This is a genomic window from Rhodopirellula sp. J20-39 (assembly GCF_057365095.1).
Genome location: NZ_CP195123.1, coordinates 7,241,835 through 7,262,149, shown reverse-complemented (window position 1 = coordinate 7,262,149; position 20,315 = coordinate 7,241,835). Strand labels below are relative to the sequence as shown.

Sequence of the window (20,315 nt, the reverse complement as noted above, 5' to 3'; positions counted from 1 at the left end):
GTCTAGGCGTTTACGAACCGATGTAGATCTGTCGGCACTGGACCGTGATCGCATTGACCGATTCATCGAACGACGCATTACCAACGGCGATCACTCGGTCACCGTTGCGTAGACCTAACAGCGTTTGAGCGTCCGTAGGCACGATCTCGCCATCGGCATCCACGATTTGGACAATTGCCTTAGGAGCATTGGCGGCTCTTCGTTTACAGAACGGGCAATTGTCCTCATGATCCGGGTCATCGATCCCATGTCCATCGGCTGGCAACTCGCTCAGCATGAAGGTTGCTTGATCGGACTCGAAAGGCGAGAAGTCGCCAGCGTCGATCTTGCCAATCAAGGTGACCGGCATGGTTTCCTCGCCGAGATTCTCTGACGCTTCGGTCAACGAGATTGCACCCTCAGGTAACGCTTCCAAACGATATGGTGAAGCTTTCAACTCGCGGGTTTCGGAAGCAGTCGTTTGGCCGGTTGGCGGTCCCGATTGCGGACAGCCTGTCATACAGACCGTCAGGCCGCTAATCGCGAGACCGCCGAGTGCGATTCCCATGCGTGAGTAGTTGCGAATCATCATTCGTTAGGCTTTGCTTCGGTGAGGCTATTGAGCGTGTTGACTGCATCGTCGATTTTCTTGGATACGTCGTTGTAGTCTTTTCCTTTTTGGCCGTGAAGCTTGGCGTCGACATCACCGTATGCTTCGAACAATGCATCCACCGCTTTGGCAGCTTCTTTCTTGGCATCGGCGGACAGTTCACTGGAATCAGCGAGCATTTCGATGTTTTCCAAAAGCACACCCACGGAATGCAGTTCGTCGTGGATGGAATCGACGTCGTCGTTGGCGAAACCGGTGGCGACCTTGTCCTTGATCGCACTCAGGTCATTGACGCCGGCAGCGAAGGATTCCGGGGCTGGAACGCTTTCAATCGGCATTAGACCCGCGATATCGATCTCGCCATCATGATCGTGAGCATCATGGTCATGGTCATGGTCATGGTCGTGGTCGTGGTCGTGGTCGTGGTCGTGGTCGTGGTCGTGGTCGGCGGTTTCGGTTGCCGGGGCGGGTGGCGTGCTAGCGGGTTTGCAGCCGATGGAAAGGCTGCTAAAGGCGATCACAGCCGCATAGGCGAGCAGGGTGATGCTGTTGAGGCATCGGCTGGTGGCATTGAAGGGGAACCAACTGGACATCGCCGTTTTTCCTAATAGTGAGGTTGTGGATTTGTCGCGAAAAGATGACCGCTCGGCGACGCTGCGGTAATACGCATCAAAGACTTGGTCGGTTCGTAGTTCTTCTGGGGTGATTTTTTTCGAAAGGCGGCGGGGGGAGTGGCTGGGGTGGATTTGTTGCCGGCGAGCATGACGTCGCGTCGACTCGTCGTTAAACTGGCATGTTGGCTGAGGCTATTGGCGAGTGAATTTGCTTCCTGGAATGAGTCGCTTGCTCGCCTAAGCCCTGTATCCCTCCCACACACCTCCCGCCCGCTTCCTTCCATCGTCTGGAACCTGCCTGATGCGATTTGCCGATCTATTTCGGGCTCGCGACGTTAATCGGATCGCCACGTTGCGGTTGGTCGCCAAGCAGGCTGTGGAGGGTTTGACCGCGGGGCGTCATCGCTCGCCGCATCAAGGTTCGAGTGTCGAGTTCAAAGAGCATCGGCCGTATGTGCCCGGAGACGAGCTGCGGAACATTGATTGGAAGGCGTTTGGAAAGAGCGACCGACTGTATATCCGTGAGTTCGAAGAAGAAACGAATCTGCGATGCATGCTGTTGGTGGATCAAAGTGGCAGCATGGCCTATGGGGGCGATCGAGCTCTCTCGTTAACACGCCAGGTTGACCGCCTAGGAAGTAGCGAAACGTCGCGGAGCGAATCTCGGCAAACGGCGAAAACAACCCGTCCTAAATCGGCTTGGTGGGAGGGCACGAAGCAGGAGTACGCGTGCGGATTGGCTGCCGCGATGGCGTACTTGTTGTTGTCGAGTCAAGATTCAGTGGGGGCGATGACTTTCGATAATCAGGTTCGTGGGTTCGTACCTCCGCGAACGCTGCCTTCCCATTTGCAAGTTTTGTTGACCACTTTGACCCAAGATCGTCGTGGAGGTGAGACTGATTTGGGAACCGTTCTGCGGCAGGCGTCGGTCAAATTGCCCAGACGCGGATTAGTTGTTTTGATTTCTGATGGGCTGGGCGACGTTGAATCATTGGGACGCTCGCTCGCTCTGTTACGTGCAACCCGCCAGGATGTGATCTTCATGCAGGTCTTGGATCCCGATGAGATTGATTTTCCGTTTCAAGAACGGGTGGAGTTTCGGGATCTTGAAACAGCGGACAATCGAGAGGTTGTCGATGGTCGTCAGTTGCGGCCTTTGTATTTGGAGTCTTTGCAGCGACATAACGCAAAGATTGCGTCGGCTTGTCGGCGTCATCACGTGGACCATCTATTGATCTCGACGGATCAACCTTTAGTGGAAACACTGGCTCGTTTCGTTGCGATCCGGCAGCGAGGAGGCGTTTCGGCATTGACGCCCTCATCGAACGCTTCAGCGGAATCCTTCCCGCAATCGGGGGCGATGCAGTGAGTTTTCTCAATGCGATAATGGCTTTAGGTGCGGTCGCGTTCGTAGTGCCCTTGGCGATCCATCTGTTGTTTCGCAGTCGATTTCGAAGCGTGGATTGGGGGGCGATGTTCTTGCTTCAGAACATCGTGCAGGCCAATCGACGCCGCATGCAGTGGCACCAGTGGATTTTGCTCGCTTTGCGATGTGCGATTCCGATTTTGCTTGCCTTTGCGATGGCACGCCCGTTGATTTCGGCGATGCGAACGATGGCTGGCTCAGAACCGATTTCGTTGATCCTGGTCGTTGACGACAGTCGATCAATGGCGGCAGTCCAGCGATCCAGCACGACGATGCAGGCGACGACGGAGTTGCTTGAATCCTTATCCCGGAAAGATGAGGTAATCGTAATCCCAACCAGTCAGTTGAGTGCATTGCCGGAGGCCGGCGCAGCACAAGATGCACGGGCAAAGCTTCGCGGTCTGCGATTTGATGGTGCTCCGGTTAGTCTCGACGAGATGATCGATTCCGGCTTGGCGGCGTGTGACACCGCCTCGCATCCGTTTCGTCGCATTGTCGTGTGCTCTGACTTCCAAGAGGGCATCCTTGCGCAGATGTCCGGTCGATCAGAGCAGGCCTTGGTTAACCGTCGTCAGCAAAAACAGGCGGACGTGGATCTCGACTTTCTGAATGTGTCTTCCGGAGAGGAGCCGGCACAGTTGGGGAATGTTTTCGTGGAGTCAATCGATTACGATTCGCCTTCGATCATGGTGGATCGACCGGTCCGCTTTTCGGCCACAATCCGGAACCTGTCTGATGCAGCGATCTCAGGGATGCGGTGCATTTGGTCGGTTGACGAGGTCAATGTTGAGGAGACTGAAGTCTCGATTCCTCCACGCAGCACCGCTCAACTGCACTGGAACCATTCCTTTGGTCAGACAGGAGGTGCGAGTGTTGCCCTCTCAGTCGAGCACCAAGATGCTTTGTTAGCCGACAACCGGCGGCGGTTGGCGGTTGATGTTTTGCAGCACATTCGGGTTTGGTTAGTCGATGGGGATCCATCGAGTCAGCCACTTCGAAGCGAGACGGACTTCCTGAAAGTCGCACTCAGTCCGTTCGCGTTTCGGTCGGTAGATGCAATGGGCACCCATAGCGGATTGCAGCGATCACGCGAGAATGGCTCGGGCCGCGACATCGTGTCCACTCGCGTGTTGTCTTCGTCAGCCTTCGTCAAAGCGTTCGAGCAACTCGGTGGACGCGGTCAATCGCAAGAGCGGGGCGATGCCGAAGAATTGACCGACATCCCCGATTTGATTGTGTTGGCAAATTTGAAGTCGCCACCGGGTGGCGGGCTTCGAGACGCATCCGGTCGAACGTTTTCAGAGTTCATTTCCGGTGGTGGCAATGTCGTTGTCTTCGATGGAGACCTCGTTGATGTGACGGCGTGGGACAAGTGCCCTTGGTTGCCTGCGATCCCCAGTGAAACGATCCCCAGTGAAACGATCTCCATTGAAACGATCTCCAGTGAAACGATCTCCAGTGAAACGGTCGTCGGGGAAACGATCCAGAGTGACGCTTCGGTGATGCGGCTCCAGCCGCCCGGTGCGATGTATTCGGCATGGTCGGTGTTGGGGCGTGCGGGAGACTCTTTGTTAGATACAGTCCAGATCCGGCGACTTAGAAGACTGCAGTTGGGGGCTGAAACCAAGGTCATGTTACGCACCGAGTTTGGTCAACCGGTCGTCGTGCAAGACGCTAGCGGGCATGTGGTGCAGTTTGCGATTCCCTGTGACACGGCATGGTCGAATTTACCACTGCGGCCGGTCTTTTTACCCATGGTTCAGCAGTTGGTGCTCGATCTCGCCGGCGGAACCGAATCACTTAATGGAACCCCTGGGACAACGCTTCGGATTTTCCCGAACAAGCGTTTGGAAAGGGAAGCTGAAGCGAAACCTTCGGATCTGGTTTGGCGTGTGACCCGACCGGGGAATCAGGTAGTGACGCGTACGACGAGTGGCGACGATCCGCTAGTGTTTGGGAATACTGCGGATGCTGGCGTCTATCGCTTCGTAACGGCAACGACGCCTGATGGTTCAGCTAGTGACGAAGAACTGGATTTAGCGGGTGAATCAGCTACTGCAGCTGTACGTGTGATAGAGGTCCCCGCATCGGAGTCGAGATTGCGAGCCGTCGAGAGTGATCAATTGATGGCGATCAGTGAATCATTAGACGCCGATGTCTTTGAAACCGCCAAGAGTTTGGTCGCGTCGACGAAGCAGGATCGTTTTGGATTGGAAATTTGGCGTCCTTTGATGTGGCTGTTGTTGTTAGTCATGGTGGTGGAAATCTTGTGGCAGCAGCGAGGTTCGGACCGATCAAGACTATTCGCTAGCCAAACGATGGCGGGCCGGACACCGCCGGAATTCCAAGGTCGCTCCGGTGGAGGTGCGGGGCCTGGTGAGGTAGGCGTCGCAGCTGCGGGGCAGCACGGTGTTGCGCCGGGGGTGAAGTCATGATGGTTCGCGGGCAAGTCTTCGAGATGGCGTTAGGCCAGTTGCGGCTGACAACGGATTGGCCAGTGTGGTTGATTGGCTTGATCGCCATCGGGCTTGGTGTTTGCGTTTTGTTGCTATATCTGCGTGAGACGCGTAGTCTTTCGACGCCCTGGTCATGGCTGTTGCCGGCGATTCGCAGTACGGCGGTGGTGCTCGCATTTTTGTTGCTGGCTGGCCCGGTTTGGCATCGCCGACAGATCATTGGAACGCCCACGAAGGTGGTTTGGGCCGTTGATCGATCGTTGAGCATGAGTGAGCGGGACTCTCAATCAACCAGTGAATTGTCTGATGAAACGCAGAGTTCACGCACGCCGCCGAGTCGGTTACGGCGTGCTACGGACCGGCTTTGGGGTGGAGAGAATCAAACAGGTTGGATTGAGGATTTGGCTTCGACTCATTTGATGGACGTCGTCGCGTTTGACGAGATCTCGCGACGGGTGTGGAGTTCAGAAAGTCGGGATGAGGCATCCGAAAACGTACAGGACGTTGCCTCGTCTGGGGCTGCAGGCCTCGGCAAACGTGGGCAGGATACACCCTGGTTGGAAGTGGCCGACGGGATTCGAACAAATTTGGGAGCACCGCTTCGAGATGCTGCTGAACTGACCACGCGTGACCGCAAGTTGGACAGTGAGAATAACGCAAATCAGTCGAATAAGGTGGGCCCTAACCGTGTTTTGGTGATGATGTCCGATGGGCGTGATAGTGATGGGAAGGCAAATGCGTCTGAGATAGCCAGCCAACTTGCCGAAGACGGATGGCAGGTACACGCAATCGGATTTGGAAGTCTAGACGAAGCATCTGATCTGGGCGTGGTGCATGTGGACGCTCCCCAACGTGTTGCCGATGATGGACGTTTGGCTGGCCAAGTTTGGGTGAAGCACTATGGAATGGGAAAGCAAGTGCTTCGTGTGCAAATTCGTGGTGGCGATGCAGTCGTTTGGACGGAAACTGTTGACATCGAAACGGATGGGAAGACGGCGGTGTCATTCGATTTTGCAGTCGAGACCTTGATGGAATCGATTAAGTCAGGTGACCTGCGGGGTGTTGATCGAGACAGTGTCGTTTTGTCGCTGACGGCGGAAGCTTCCATTTTGCCTGCGGCTGAGTCAGGTTTGGATTCCATCCCGGCGATCGATCTGAAGCCGGGAAACGACCGGTTCGACTTTCGAGTTGCCGCTGCGAGTCGAGATCGTCGATTGCTTATCCTGGATGGATCATCACGTTGGGAAACGCGGTACCTGCGAAACCTCTTTTCACGGGACCCGGCTTGGAGAGTTGACACCATTTTGTTTGGCGAAGGTACCGATGCATTGATCGTCCAACGAGGCGAATTGCCGGGCCAGTTACCAGAGTCTTCGCGTGCTTGGGGTCGGTACGATGCCGTGGTGTTGGGGGAAATTCCGCCTGACCAGTGGACGAAGGAGGATGCGAAGTACTTGAGTGAGTTCGTGGCACGCGGCGGTGGATTGATCGTTATCGATGGCCGGTACCAGCGGATTGGAACTTGGATCGATGACGGACTTGGGATTCGCAATTCCCAAGTTCGAGCTATGCCGGATGGTGGTGAGAAGCTTGATGGAAATGCTGGTAAAGAAGTGAGTTTCGGGTCCACAATGGCTCAGTTAATACCGGTTCGCACTGCAGAGGAAAGCGGCGAGTTGTTGGATCAGAAAACGGCGGCCAGCTATCACCTGGAGCCGACCGATGCTGGGCGATCGCACCCTGTGTTGCTATTGGAGTCGGATTCAGTGACCGATATCTGGGAAGATTTACCCGGTCCCAGTTCCGTGGTTCAGGTTCGGGCGTTGGAGGATGCTGAAGTTTGGGTGCACGCAGTGGACGACCGTCAGCAAAGGACGCCGTGGTTGGTGACCCGTTTGTTTGGTTCAGGACGTGTGTTCTATCTGGCTGCCGATCAAACTTGGAAATGGCGGTATAAAGTCGAAGGCCGATTGCATCGTCGGTTTTGGAATCAGTTGCTGACCGCTGCCATGCAGCCGCCCTATGCGGTAAGCGATGAGTTCGTCGCGATCGGGACGGATAAAATCGACTATGAAGTGGGACAGGCTGTCACGATCCGAGCGAGGATCAAGCAAGATCGAGAGATGGCTTCGGGGCAAACCGATTCCGAATTGGGAACCACGGTCGATGCGGTTGTGCTGCGAGATGATCAGGTGGTGGCAACGATTCCAATGCAATTGGACAACGCCCAGCGGCAGACTTACGTAGCCCAAAGCGAACCACTACCAGTGGGGAAGTATGACGTGCGGGTCCGTGCGAGTGGTTACGACGCAACCGCACTGAAAGCATCTTCGCCAATTTGGGTGACCGCTCCGCGATCAACTGAACTGGATCGGCTTTCGGTTGATGAAGCTGTCCTGAAACAGATTGCTCAAGCCGGCGGCGGTGTCTACGTTCACGAATCATCGGCCGACGACATCATTGGTCTGATCGAGCCGCTATCGCAGGGGCGTGTTGTCGAAACGGATATTGCTTTGATGCAGTCATGGTGGGTGTTTTTTATCATTCTCGGACTGCTGAGTTTGGAATGGTTCTTTCGTAAGAAGGTAGGGCTGCCATGAGCGATGCATCTGATTTCGGTTCGTCCGCCTCGTTCATTGGCCGACCTGCATCGGTGGGCTTAGGGCAGGCAACTGCGAATGACGCGTCGCTGCGTCCATCTACTGAAAGTGCACTCAAGCGGTTTGCCAACCGCCGCGCATGGCTACTGACGTTGCGAGGCGTGTCGATTGGTTTCGTGGTCTTAATCGTCGGTATGATAGTGTTGATGATTGCCGATCAATTCTTACGTTTGGAAACGGCGTGGCGAGTTGTGGGTAGCTTGCTGGCATACGGTTTTGCGATTGGGTCGGCTTGGTACGCCGGCATTCGTGATTCCCGAATTCGGGATTGGTCCGTGATTGCTAGAAGCATGGAAACAACGACGCCAGCGTTGCATGAGCAAATGATCGCGGCGGTGGAGTTGCAAAATGCGGAATCTGAGAACGGTTCGGTCGAATTTCGCAATGCGCTCCAAGATCGGGTTGCGGACCAAGTTCGCCGGCTTCCGATCCCAAGGTTGTTGCCTTGGTCGTTAATTCAGCGACCGTTGTTGGGAGCTTTCGCGGTTGCAGGGCTCGTGTTGTTAAGTAGTGTGATTCCTGATTTGCAAATGCCACGTCGGTTGGCCAGAGCGATCGTACCATTTGTTCCCATCGAACGTGCGTCATTGACGAAGATTGAGATTTTGCGACCCAATCCAGCATCGCGGTCGGTCGCCGAAGGAGACTTGGTTGCTATCGCAGTGGCGATCCAGCAACTTGGAAAAGGAGACGTAACGGTACAGTGGCAAAGCGAAAATCACCCGGTCGAGTCACTGGTGATGTCTCCGCGGCAGGTGCTCGATACCTCATCACGTGATCTCGTCGGGGAAACGTTTGCGGTGAACTTGCCGGTCAAGCAGACTCCGGTTCGTTACCGGATCCTTGCCGGTGATGCAGAGACGCTGTGGCACGAGTTGATACCACGTCCACGCCCAAAAATGGTGGCGTTTTCCAAACGATATCGATTTCCTGAATATGCCAAACTTCCGGACTTGACGATTACTGAAACCGATGGCGACCTATCGTCGTTGATGGGTTCCGTCGCCGAAGTCAGTGTGACCTTTGATCAGCCGGTGCGGGATGTGGAATTGTTGTTTGGTGGACGCGGCAGTGTAAGCCGGGTTCCTGTTGCCGGTGCGCCAGATTCGTTAACGGAATATCGCTATCGGGTTCCGATTAAGACTTCGGGTTCTTACCGAATCGACAGCGTCGGTGTGCAAAGTGAATTGAACAATCCGTTTGCTCCTCGATTTAGTATCGACCCGGTGCGTGATCAGGCACCGACGGCGAGTTGGACGGAAGGAACTCTGGAACGCCAGATCGTGTCGCCGGCAGCAGTGCTAAATATTAGCGGTGTGGTGGAAGACGATTTGCCAATGGACCACTACGAGCAACAGATCGTGTTGAACGATGGCCCGGTTATATCGAGAAGTGTTGCCTTAGCGGCCTCAGTTACATCGATTGAACCGACAGCCGACAGGAAGGACTTTCCTGGCTTTGGGCATGAGATGCCTATATCAATTCGCTGGGACATGATGCAGTTTTTAGGATCCGATGATGCGACTGAGCTTCCGCCTGGATCACAATTGAAAACACGGTTGGTGGCTCTCGATCGGGCTGGCAATCGAGGAGCGTCACCATGGATTCAAGTATTCATCGCTGGGGACGATTTTGACGCGTCCCGGCACGACTCACTACATAGATATCATTCGTTGGTTCAGCGAAGCCAAGCTTGGCTGGATGACTTGATGGACTTGTTAGGCGAGATTGATCAACAAACGGAATCGGAACAATCCGAGGATGCCGCTTCCCATGAATTGCAGCCGGAGTGGTTGGTTGAAGTTGCGGAATTGCGATCCCGATGGAGCGAAATTAGCGGGGTGTCGTTGACGGATGCTGACGAGCAATTGGAAAGAGGGGACGCGAATTCAAATGATCTAAACGCCATCACGGTCGCCGAATTGCTATCGCAAACCAGTGATTCCGTGGAAGCAGAGCGGTGGGCACTGTTAGACCGTTTTGTCTCCCAGACTTTGGGGGAACTGGGGCGTAGTTTGGATCAGTGGTCGTTTTCTCGTGACGCAACACGAAATCGCGAAGCAACGGGTGGCGAGTCGGTGGATCGCATTAGTTCAGTGCGAGAGGAAATTGCCAGCGTTGTTTCACGATCTGAAAAGGGAGCGAAACAAGCGATGGAAATGACCGGTTGGATGCTGTCACTGGAGACGGGTAGGGGCGTCTTGCAAGATCTGCTGGCGATCCAGTCGGATGTCGTCTTGTTAGCTAACCCTAATGCAACGGTCCCTATTGAACGCATGCCAGGACAAGCGGATTTGCTCGTCGAACGACTTCAGCAAGTGGATGACCTGTTTTCCAAAGTTGAAAAAGATCTGCCGCCTCGTTCGAAGAACTACCAGGATACGCTGCATCGGCACCTGGGTGAGATCGCTTCACGAATTCAGGAGGCCAAAGAAAAGCTGATTCTGGATCATGATCCCGACGTGGTGAGCCATTTTCGGGATGCACTGAATAACGTGACATCGTCGTTTCAGACGGGGCTGATACGTTCTGTCTTGCAAAACGAAGCGTCTAGGCGATTGGCTGATAATGTAAGAGAACTTAATCGTGGTGAGTCCCAGACCTACTGGATGCTTCGGTCTGTCGAAAAAGCGTATCGGGATCAGATCGCAAGTGCGGACAAGTTCCGGACCGCAAAGGGAAGTCAAGATTCAAGCGAGATCGAAGCGGCCTTGCGTCGCGATCAAATTTCACGATTCCGCTATAAATCAAAACGCGATGTGACGGCCAAGTTGTACCAGCGAATGGAGGCGATTGAGCGGTCGCGTCGCGATTCGATGGTCCAGGCAGCTTCGGATTGGAAGCTTATTCGGAATTCGCTAGAGACATTCACTGGCGACGATTTTGAGCCGGAGCCTAAGCAATCGGTTGGCGGAACATTGGTCGTCTTGTTTGAGGCTGCCGCGGTACTGGAATCGGGACAGCAAGTTATCCGACTGAGCCGCCAGCTCCAGGATATCGCTGACCGCGAACGCTATGGCGATAGCGTCCCGGATGCGTTGGTTCTGCAAGCGGCCCGGTTGGACCATTACCACGTTGCTAGTGAAGCACCGCTTCAGCGACTGCGTGAGTCTGGCGTAGAAGCAGGGGTAATCTCCTACCTGCAGGAGACTCGGTGGGACAAGGATTATCAGCAATCTCGACAGTGGTTGACGACACGCCAGAACGAACCGTCGAACTATTTGGCCGTGACCGATCCGGTGCAAAGAATGGCTACTCGATATCAAGGCCATTTGCCGGTGATCGAGCAGGCAATGGAGGACGCCCGAAAGCGACTTCGCCAGCTATTGCCAACGACAGGCGAACTCGCTCGCAAAGCGGCCGAGGAAGCGCGCAAGCAAGCCGCCGAAGATAGCGAGAAGCAGAGAACCGATAACCAGAATAGTGGAGAGGCGAGAGAGCAGTTGATCGATGAAGAGCGGAAGCGGTTGGAGGACAAGGTTGACGACCTTGTTGAAAATCTAGCAGACCGAGCGAATACGACCGATTACCGTGATGACGCTCAACGAGAGTTGGCACGCGACGCTGATGCCGCGTTAGCGAAGATCGCTGAGCTGATGGAGTCAATCGCCAGTGCGAGTCCAGCCAATGATCGCCCGGCGAACGCGGAGTCGACCGGTTCGGCAACTGACCCTGTGTCTGAAAAGGCAAAAAACCTTGCTGAGCTGGCGGAAACCCTTCAGATGACTGCTGAGCATTTTGACGCCGCCGATTCCGGGGCCTCCGTCGAATCGACTCGAAAAGACTTGCGTGGTGATGCACCATCCAACGCCGACGATGTTGCTCGCAGTGCCGAGTCGGCCAGTCGTGCCGCCAACGAATCACCAGAAGAGTTGTTAAAGAAGCTGGAACGCCAATTGGCTCGTGACGAGGCTATGCAGAATGACTTGGCTGAGATTTCGAAACAAACCGTGGCGGCGGTGGAGCAAACGGTGCGGTCCGTTGCCCAGCAAGAGCAACGCCTTCAAAAGGAACTGGAAAAGGCTGATCCGGTTTTTTGGGAACGCAAGCGGCAGATGCGAGACCAGTTCAAATCGATGGTCGATCAAGCACGGGCCATCAATGACCAGTGGTTGGGCATGGCGGAAAACGCCAGTGTTTGGAAACAAGATCCAGAAGCATTGCAGACGATAAGTGAGTCGCGTGCGAAAGTGCGAAAGGCTATCGAAGAGGCGGATCGGGCGCAGAGAGATGATTCTCTGTTGAGTGATTTGGAAGCCGCAGTCAGTGAACTGGGGAAATCGCTTGATGAAGCTGCTGAACGAGTCCAAGCGGTGGAAGACCAGGCCGTTGAGCAGTCAAGTGATGAGATCTATCAAACCGAAAAGGAACGTCAGCAGCGTGCTCGTCAATTGGAATCCGCCCAACGTCGAACGCAGAATCAATGGTTGAAGTCTCTTTCGGAACAGTCGAAAACCTGGAAGAATCGGCGCGATGATGCAAAGCGTCGTGTTCAACAAAACGAAAGGGAATTAAGCAACGCCGAACAACAGCTTCGAAAGGCCAATGAGCTGTTTCAGAAGAATCCGGATGCGGAATGGGCACAACGAGGGGTTTCCGAAAGTCGCCAACGCGTTGAAGGGGCCGCCGCAACAATCAAGCAGACCAAGCAAACAATGCAGGCGGCTCAAGATGCAGAGCAGGAAGCGAGCGAACGTTTGGCGATCGACCGCAAAAATTCAGTGAAAGATCTGGAATCAAAGAACCCGATCGCGGAACTACTCGCGCGAGTGACCGACAAATCGGCTGAAGAGTTTTCGAGGGTCGTTGATGAGTTGAAGCAACTCGAAGACCAATCCGACTTGGCTAAGTCGTTATCTCCACAGCCGCAACGGTCTAAAGCGATATCGGAAAACCAAGCCCAAGTGAGTAGGGCAATTCGTCAAGCGAGCGAAGACTTACGTCGGGCGGCGAGGCATGAACAGCGTCTTGGTAATTCGCAAGGTGCAGCGGAACTTGCGGAGTCGGCCGAAGGTCTCGCAAATGTTCAGGCGGATTCAATGAAGCAGGCTGCCGAGTCCTTGAAAACAATATCGGATTCGGCGGATGTTGGTGATCCAGACGCTGCGTCTGAAACACCAGCGACTGCGCAGCAGGCTGGTAAGCAATTGGGGACCGCTGCCGCTGAGTTACTTCGAAATGCGAATCAGTTGGCCGGGATCCAAGATTCGCCGCCGCAGCTCTCCGACAGTCCGGCGAGTGTGAGCGAGCAAGGCTCCACAGGGACCGCCGCAGAGGCCAGTCGTTCGGAGAAGTTGGCCAGAACGCTGGACGAGTTGGACCGTAGCATTCAAGCTCGAAATCAATTGCAGGCCGCGGCGCAGGAGGCTTTCAAGCAACAGCAGCCCAGTTCGCCGCAGGAAACAGGTGACATGGCAAGTCAATCGAAATCAGAGGCATCGAGCAATTCCAGTGACGATTCGTCCGCCCAATCGTCGAATGAGTCATCGGAAGGGACGCCTAACGGTCAGCCTTCACCACAAGGCAAACCGACCGCCGGGAGTGCTTCGTCCACATTGGCGGCGGCGGCTCAACAAGCGATCCGAGAACTAGCTGCCAAACGACAGCGTCAATTGCAGCAAATTGCGGACGCGGGAAAGAAGGGCGATGCAGCTCCATCGCCCAAGCAATCTGCCGACAATTCGTCGGAGTCATCCAACGATTCGTCCAGCGATGATCCCTTTGGGCAACTCGGAGAACCCGGCAACGATTCAGGCGAGGGCCAGAAGATGCCGGGCGGGGGCATGCTTGATGCAGATGCACAGGCCCGGATCGACGGGCAGTGGGGGCAGCTTAGGGAACGCCGTAACGATGATGGCATCCAAGATCGAAAAGCGGTCGTGCCGTTGTCTTATCGCCAAGCTGTGGAAGCCTATTTTCAGGCAATCTCGGCGGAGGCGGTGAAGTCGGCACCCACCAGGAAATCAGGAGATCAACGATGATTCAACGCGATAACAATTTCTCGCTGAATCGCCGAGCGATTCTGGCTGGGCTGCTTGCGGGATCGGCTGCGGCGGTATCACCGCATGGTAGTCAAGCCGATGAACTGGATGGGATCTACGTTCCCGACGCTGTGGATCGTGCGATTGATCGCGGGATCAATTCACTGCTGAGTCACCAACGCGATGACGGCGCGATCACGGACCGTGGGCATGCGACAGCGATGACGGCGCTTTCGATCATGGCATTGGCCTCGATCGGTGTGGTACCGGATTTATCAACGGTAAGAGGTCGTGCTTTGAACCGCGCGATCGAGTTTGTGTTGATGCCTCGTAACCAAGCGAATGGCTACTTTGGTGAGCGAGACGGCTCGCGTATGTATGGGCACGGGATCATCACGTTGATGTTGACCGAGATGCTTGGCATGGGATCGTCGGTGGAGCAGAATGCAAAGATCCACGAATCCTTGGTAGCCGCGCTGAAGATAATCCTGAAGTCTCAAAGCGTTCGAAAACCGCCGAAGTTGCAAGGCGGTTGGCGATACACGCCCGCGGCTCGCGATTCGGATTTGTCCGTTTCGGTGTGGCAGGTCATGGCATTGCGTTCGGCTAAGAATGACGGCTTGGATGTGCCAGCCGAAGCAATCGAAAGCGCGGTGGAGTATCTGCGGAATTCTTACACGTCACCGATGGACAGCGATGGCAACCCGCGTGATCGCGTCGGCGGTTTTGCTTACACTCCTGGAACACGCCATCCGTCGTTTACGATGACAGCGGCCGGTCTGTTAGCATTGCAAACATGCGGGCAATATGATTCGCCCTTGGTGAAAGGGGCCGCGGAGTGGTTGCTGGAGCATCCGCCTCGCAGTCAGGATCGTTTTTTCTTCTATGGAATGTACTACTACGCTCAAGGGATGCACCAAGTCGGTGGTGAAGCAGCAAAGACGGCGATGCGGCTTACCAGTGAAGAGTTATTGAATTTTCAAACCAACTCGGGACACTGGAACGGGCACCATGGGGAAGAACGCAATATCGGGCAGGTTTACTGCACGACGCTGGCGATTTTGAGCCTTAGTGTTCGCTATCACTATTTGCCGATCTATCAGCGGTGAATGCCAACGGTCGTCGCGATCTTCTTACGACGACCAGCTGGTTTGCTCAACGTGGAAATCGTTTTAGCCGTAAATGCTGCGGTTTGCGGGCCCACATCGATCTTCACGGCCGGCATTTTGGTTGGCAAGTTGGCATTTTGGAAGCTCCGCCTATACTACGGCAGTCTTCTTCTCGATTTTCCTTCCACAACTGCGCTTTTCCATGACGCTGGCTGATCTCTATCAATCCGACGGATGCACGATTTCGTTCGAATTGTTCCCTCCCAAGACCGATGAAGGCATCGATTTATTGTGTCAAAATGTGGAGCGATTGCTGCAGTTCCAGCCTCAGTATTTCACCTGCACGTACGGTGCGGGTGGGTCGAGTCAGCGAGCGACCTTGGAAGTGCTGAAGCGGGTTAAGGAGATCACTCAGTTGCCCGTCGCTTCCCACCTGACCTGCGTGGGTTCTACCGTTGATCAGCTTTGCGAGTATTTGCAAAAAGCGACCGACATGGGGGTCGAGTACATCGTGGCGCTGCGTGGTGATCCGCCCAAGGGAACCGACCAGTTCGAACAAACCAGCGGCGGGTTGCAGTATGCCAACGAGTTGGTGGAATTAATTGGGAAGCGGTTCGGTGATCTAGGTGTCGCCGTTGCCGGGTATCCCGAGGTTCACCAAGAAGCGCCGGATGCGAAAACCGATTTGGACAATCTGAAACGTAAGGTGGATGCCGGCGCGGACATCGTGATCACCCAGTTGTTTTACGACAACGCCGACTTCTACCGGTTCCGCGATGATTGCGTGAAAGCGGGAATCGAGATTCCGATCATCCCCGGCGTGTTGCCCGTGACCAATTTCAAACAGGCTCAACGGATTGCGGGTATGTGCAAAGCTGGTATTCCATCGAATCTGGAATCCGCGATGATCGCCGCTGAATCAGCCGAGGATCAGTTTCGAGTCGGTGTCGATCATGCTCGCCAGCAGACGATCGATTTGATCGCCAACGGCGTGCCTGGCATCCACTACTACGTGTTGAATAAATCTGAAGCGGCTGCTGAGCTTCTCGACGGTTTGTCGATCGGCGGAGCCGCTTCGTAATTGAGATTGGTTCAACCGCTGAATTGCTGATTGAAGGCTGTTACGATCGGTTAGTTGTTGTCGCCTAGTGAGAAGCCGAAGCCGCTGAACGGGACGATGCCGTAGATGCCTTCGGTGAAGACTTGTTGAACGAAACGATCGAACAGAGCAATCGGCGCCGGTGGGACGATAATCACATCGCCATCCTGCAGCCAGATTTCATCGGTGGGACGCGATGCTTTGCCGAGCAAGGCACCTCGTAGGTCGAGAACGGTCGAAACCAGTTCCCAGTTTGGGCCACGTCGGAAGATTACGATTTGTCGTAGGTTCGCACCCGGCACGTAGCTTCCAGCGAGACTTAGTCCGCCTAACACCGTGGTTGGGTTGGTGATCTCGAACTGACCTGGCTGAGCCACTTCACCTAGCACATAGACGAAGTGGGGAGCTTGTTCTTCCAGCACCACTTCGACTTCCAAGCCAGCGCCGAGCGAGTCATAGCGAAGATTGATTTCTCGTTTCAGTTCGCCGAGGGTGAGGCCTTGAGTGGGGATTGCGCCGAGCCGTGGTAACCGGATGGAACCTTCGGGCGTGATGGTTTGAATCGATTGTTGCGGGTTGAATCCTTCAGAGCCGCTGATGGCTTCTCGAATTTGCCGAGCAACGCTGCCGGTTTGGACCGGAGTCACGTCGATCGCTGGATCGGGGTAATACTCTTCATAGCGATCGTTGAGAAGTTCACGTAGTTGTTCGATCGTTTGACCGGCGGCGTGAACCTGGCCGATGAATCGTAGCGTGATGGTGCCGTCGGGTTGAATTTCGAGGCCTCGGTCAAGCGATCCCCGGGTTAAGTTTTCATCCGCGTCGGATTCGATGAGCAGTTCATCGCCAACGACTAGTCGATAGGCGCCCACCGTTCGGACCGTTTTGATCATGAACGTCAATTGAACTTGATCGCCAGCTCGTAATCGGTAGTCGGCGACGGGCGTGGAGCGAGCTGGCCCAGCGTAGCCGCCGGGACCATACAGATTGAAAGGGGATTGTTGGGGACAACGCCAGCATTGGCAGTTCGGCTTTTCGCGGGTGCCAACTCCGATGCTGACTCCAACGCGATCGCAGACACCTACGCCGTGACGGTCCACGCATCCGCCACATGTTGAACACGTGACGTGCGAAACGGGCAGGTTGTGGCGGAAGCTTGCCGGGGTTGACCAACGATAGCGTTCCGCGTCGACAAGCGATTCCCAGCTATTGGCTTCTTGCGCAGGCGATGTTTGCAGTACCGAATAGGTGCCATGATGTGTGTCCACATCGGTACGATCGTCTTCGCCAGTGGATTCGTTCTTAATATCTGCCCATGATGACGATTCGGGTTTGGTTTGCGCTGGTTTGGAAGCTGGCTTAGGTGTGGATTGCTTTTCGGAGGTTGCTTGGTTGCTTTTGGGCGCAGGGGTGGCGCGATACTTTGGAATCGCATTTCGGTCGGACTGGGTGATGTCTCGCTTGGGCGCCGGCGGAGTCGTTTTGGCTCGCTCAGGTTGGCCGAGCGGCTGGGGGCGAGCCGTTTTGGTACGGTCACGCAAGGGTGGAGGCAGCATGGGAGTCGCCGGTTTTGCCTTTGGGGGCGTCGCCCTGGGTAGCGGTGGCGCTAGCAGGTCATCCAGGTCGCGGTCCGTTGTCGAAGGCTGCTTCGTTTGTTTGGGACGATCGCTGGGTGAAGGCGATTCTTCGCTGTCCAGCGAGTCTCCTGGCGTCAAGTCAAACGAGTCGAGTTTGGCTCGAAGACGATCAAGTTCGGAATCCGATTGATCATTGTTATCGACGTCGGCAGTCGCCGGCGAGGGAAGTCGCTTTGGGGGCAGGGGAGCTGGGATTAGGTCGCGAGAGCGTGATTCGAACCGCGCGAGCTTCCAGCTTTGCCTGCTCTTTTTTCAACAGGTGTTCTTCGAGCGTCTTGCGATATTCTTTTAGCGGATCGTCCAACAGCAAATCGGACTCATCGTCCATCTCGCCAGGGATCAGCGAATCCTTTTGAGCAAACGGATTAGGCGTTGCCTTGCCAAGCGGTGAAGGCGCCGGTAGCTCTTGTGGTTCTGGTAATAGATCGCCCGGTCCGATCAATTCTTGCGCATTGCCGGGCAACGCCAAAAAGACTGTGCCAAGGCAACAGATTGCTCCGGCCATGGATCGGATTGCTTTGGAGCTGATTGGGAGTTTCGTCATCATTTTCAACGAAGTTGATTTCATAAGATTGACTACCAAAGCAAACGTCCATTGGACCGGTTCGCAGCCGGAGGAGCGGGCAACGTGGGGTCGACGATTCGATCCGCTTGTGGGCCTTGCGAATTGTTCGAACGAGTTGGCGCGGCCGAATAGACCGGACGGCTACCCACGCGATATTGTGGTGCTGAAGATGGAGGTGAGGTGGCTTGCGGTGATAGCAAGGTTTGGTAGGTGTTGGCTCTTGGACTGGCTGAGGCGAAACCTGGCGAATGCACCGTTTGGCTGGTGCGAGCGAAGTCCTGGGGTGACATGACGTGAATGGGCAATTCGCTTGGCAGCGGTGTCGCGGCAAGTTGCTTTTCGCACTGATCGACCAGGATGAAATCGCCCGAAAGAGCCGCTGCCTCAAGCAGTGATTCAACTCGCTGGCGAGTGGGTTCGGCGTTCACGCTTTGCAGTAGCAGCTCTTTGGCGGCTTGTGGGATGGATCGCTTTAGGAGCGAGCGTCCAAGTTTGGCTGCGGCATCCGCGTTTTCGGGAGCGATCTCGACTGCGGCGCGTCGATAGGTGAGCGCGAGCGACGATGCATGCAACTTGGAGTGTTCCGTTGGTGGTTCCACCGCACCTTCAGCGACCAACGTTTCGACATCGGCCAATATCATGGCGGCTTCCGCAGCCAGAGGACCACCTTGGGTTGCTTCGACGAGTCGGGTTTTGGCGAACTGCAGGTATGCCTCGACTGCACGGGAAGCCGTCAGTCGCGATGTGGAAACTTGCTTGAGGGTCGGAGTTTGATGGACCTCGATCAATCGCCCGATTGCGTCCGTGTCGACCGGTCCATATCGTCCAGCAAAGTCAGTGGATTCGCGGATGGCGACGAAGCACTCGTTGAGTTGCCGCGTGTGTGTATTGCCGCCCGCTTGAGTGTCGCGAAGGGTAGCGATGGTACGCAACGTTTGCGAAGCGGCCGCTTGTGCCGATGCGATGGCACCTCGTTTAACGGATGCATTGGCTAATCGCAATTGCTCAACGGCGATTGCCGCAAGTTGCGACTTCCGCGAACCAATATCGATTTGATCCGACGGTGGCAACGGTTGGTTACTGGTCCACTGCTCGCTTAGCTCTCTTGCAACTTTGTTTTCAGCACGCTGACGAGCCAGCCGTTGTTGACGAATTTCCGCAGGCGTCGGTGCGGACTCGGGTGCCGGCGTGATCGGTGCCGGGGGCGCCGGTTGAATGACGACTTGGGATATTCTCGGGGCCACTGGAGCGGGGGGACTCCACCGGTCTCGGTTTTCCGATGTGGCTGGCAGTGAAAGCGGGCGTGGTTGCCAAGTTGTGCTGGGGTTCCACGAGCGAGGGGATTGTCCCGTTGCTACATCTTGCCCATCGGAAACGTATTCTAAGGCGGGTAGCTGATCAGCTTGGGCGGCGGGGTTCCAGGTAATGGTGGCCAACGGTGCAGACGCGAACATCGTGACTGCGCATATTTGCGCAGCAAGTCGGCGTCTACGTGTATTGGTCCCCTGGAAAAACATACCGCGATCCATCGCTGAAGTGATTTCGTCCTTGAAATACACTTGTGGCATCGACGCAATGCGGCTCATGGCTGAACGTTCACCTAGCCACAACCAGCGAAATCTGGGGACGCGATACGGCCAAGCCCGATGAACCGAGTAAACCCGATGAGCTGAGCAATCGGACTATCCGTTGGCATGTGTACAATCGTTGTATCCTACGCCCGCTTACGACACACAATCGCTGAATAGGAAATCGATTTGAGTCATTCGCCCCCCAAAAAAGAGATTTGTAAGTGGAAACGAAACGTTTTGGAGGATTCGCTGCCGTTTTTGGCGTTACAGATTACCGACGCCAAATATGTTTGCCGAAAATGCGGTAGGGCGGCCGCGGAAAAACAGCTACTGTGCAAACCGACCAAGTTGGGGCCACTGTTAGCCGATGCTGATTGAAATGAGCGGACGGACAACTGAGTTTTCCCATCGGTGACGCTTCGAGTTTCGCCTTGTTGGATCAATACATCTGTGTCGTTCAGCTTGCTCAGGCGGCCGATCGTGTCCTTGCATCGGTGTGTAATTAGGACCTGGGGTTAGGCAGAAAGCGTGAACTTGCGGATTCAATTAGCGGTGATCTGCAAAACATCGACTTCGAAAACACTCGACTTAGAAAACATTGGGAACGG

The 20,315-nt window shown here is 55.2% G+C and carries 11 protein-coding genes; 6 read left to right on the top strand and 5 right to left on the bottom strand.

The genetic code is table 11. From position 1 onward, the window contains the following. Nucleotides 1-10: 10 nt before the first annotated feature. Both ACR3ZL_RS26305 and ACR3ZL_RS26300 read right to left on the bottom strand, forming a co-directional pair. Nucleotides 11-571 carry a hypothetical protein gene (locus ACR3ZL_RS26305; RefSeq protein WP_473650126.1) on the bottom strand — a complete coding sequence of 187 codons (561 nt, stop codon included), beginning with the start codon at nt 569-571 and terminating at the stop codon, nt 11-13. Continuing rightward, nucleotides 568-1,182: a hypothetical protein gene (locus ACR3ZL_RS26300; RefSeq protein WP_473650127.1), complete on the bottom strand. Its 615-nt coding sequence runs from the start codon at nt 1,180-1,182 to the stop codon at nt 568-570. Before ACR3ZL_RS26300 ends, ACR3ZL_RS26305 begins: the two co-directional genes overlap by 4 nt. A 322-nt stretch (nt 1,183-1,504) precedes the next feature. On the opposite strand from ACR3ZL_RS26300, the gene ACR3ZL_RS26295 reads away from it, so the two are divergent. The 6 genes from ACR3ZL_RS26295 (at nt 1,505) to metF (ending at nt 15,916) form a co-directional block, all read left to right on the top strand. After that, complete coding sequence (locus ACR3ZL_RS26295) at nt 1,505-2,572, top strand: DUF58 domain-containing protein (RefSeq protein WP_473650128.1); 1,068 nt, start codon at nt 1,505-1,507, stop codon at nt 2,570-2,572. Further along, nucleotides 2,569-5,064, top strand: coding sequence for a BatA domain-containing protein (locus ACR3ZL_RS26290; protein ID WP_473650129.1), 2,496 nt, complete (start codon nt 2,569-2,571; stop codon nt 5,062-5,064). Before ACR3ZL_RS26295 ends, ACR3ZL_RS26290 begins: the two co-directional genes overlap by 4 nt. Further along, a complete protein-coding gene (locus tag ACR3ZL_RS26285; RefSeq protein WP_473650130.1) occupies nt 5,061-7,685 on the top strand; it encodes a VWA domain-containing protein in 2,625 nt (874 codons plus the stop codon). Before ACR3ZL_RS26290 ends, ACR3ZL_RS26285 begins: the two co-directional genes overlap by 4 nt. Further along, entirely contained in the window at nt 7,682-13,726 is a 6,045-nt protein-coding gene (locus tag ACR3ZL_RS26280; protein ID WP_473650131.1) for a hypothetical protein, read from the top strand. Before ACR3ZL_RS26285 ends, ACR3ZL_RS26280 begins: the two co-directional genes overlap by 4 nt. Further along, nucleotides 13,723-14,835, top strand: coding sequence for a prenyltransferase/squalene oxidase repeat-containing protein (locus tag ACR3ZL_RS26275; RefSeq protein WP_473650132.1), 1,113 nt, complete (start codon nt 13,723-13,725; stop codon nt 14,833-14,835). The genes ACR3ZL_RS26280 and ACR3ZL_RS26275 overlap by 4 nt, the downstream gene beginning before the upstream one ends. Nucleotides 14,836-15,037: 202 nt before the next feature. Beyond that, nucleotides 15,038-15,916 carry a methylenetetrahydrofolate reductase [NAD(P)H] gene (gene metF / locus ACR3ZL_RS26270; RefSeq protein ID WP_473650133.1) on the top strand — a complete coding sequence of 293 codons (879 nt, stop codon included), beginning with the start codon at nt 15,038-15,040 and terminating at the stop codon, nt 15,914-15,916. A gap of 50 nt (nt 15,917-15,966) precedes the next feature. Here metF and ACR3ZL_RS26265 read toward each other — a convergent pair whose 3' ends face one another. The 3 genes from ACR3ZL_RS26265 to ACR3ZL_RS26255 are packed head-to-tail and all read right to left on the bottom strand — an operon-like array spanning nt 15,967 to nt 19,590. Then, entirely contained in the window at nt 15,967-17,649 is a 1,683-nt protein-coding gene (locus tag ACR3ZL_RS26265; RefSeq protein WP_486173089.1) for a polysaccharide biosynthesis/export family protein, read from the bottom strand. Nucleotides 17,650-17,707: 58 nt separating this feature from the next. Further along, a complete protein-coding gene (locus ACR3ZL_RS26260) occupies nt 17,708-18,118 on the bottom strand; it encodes a hypothetical protein (RefSeq protein ID WP_486173088.1) in 411 nt (136 codons plus the stop codon). Nucleotides 18,119-18,147: 29 nt separating this feature from the next. Continuing rightward, nucleotides 18,148-19,590, bottom strand: a complete 1,443-nt coding sequence (locus ACR3ZL_RS26255) for a hypothetical protein (RefSeq protein WP_473650136.1) — start codon at nt 19,588-19,590, stop codon at nt 18,148-18,150. Nucleotides 19,591-20,315: the final 725 nt, after the last annotated feature.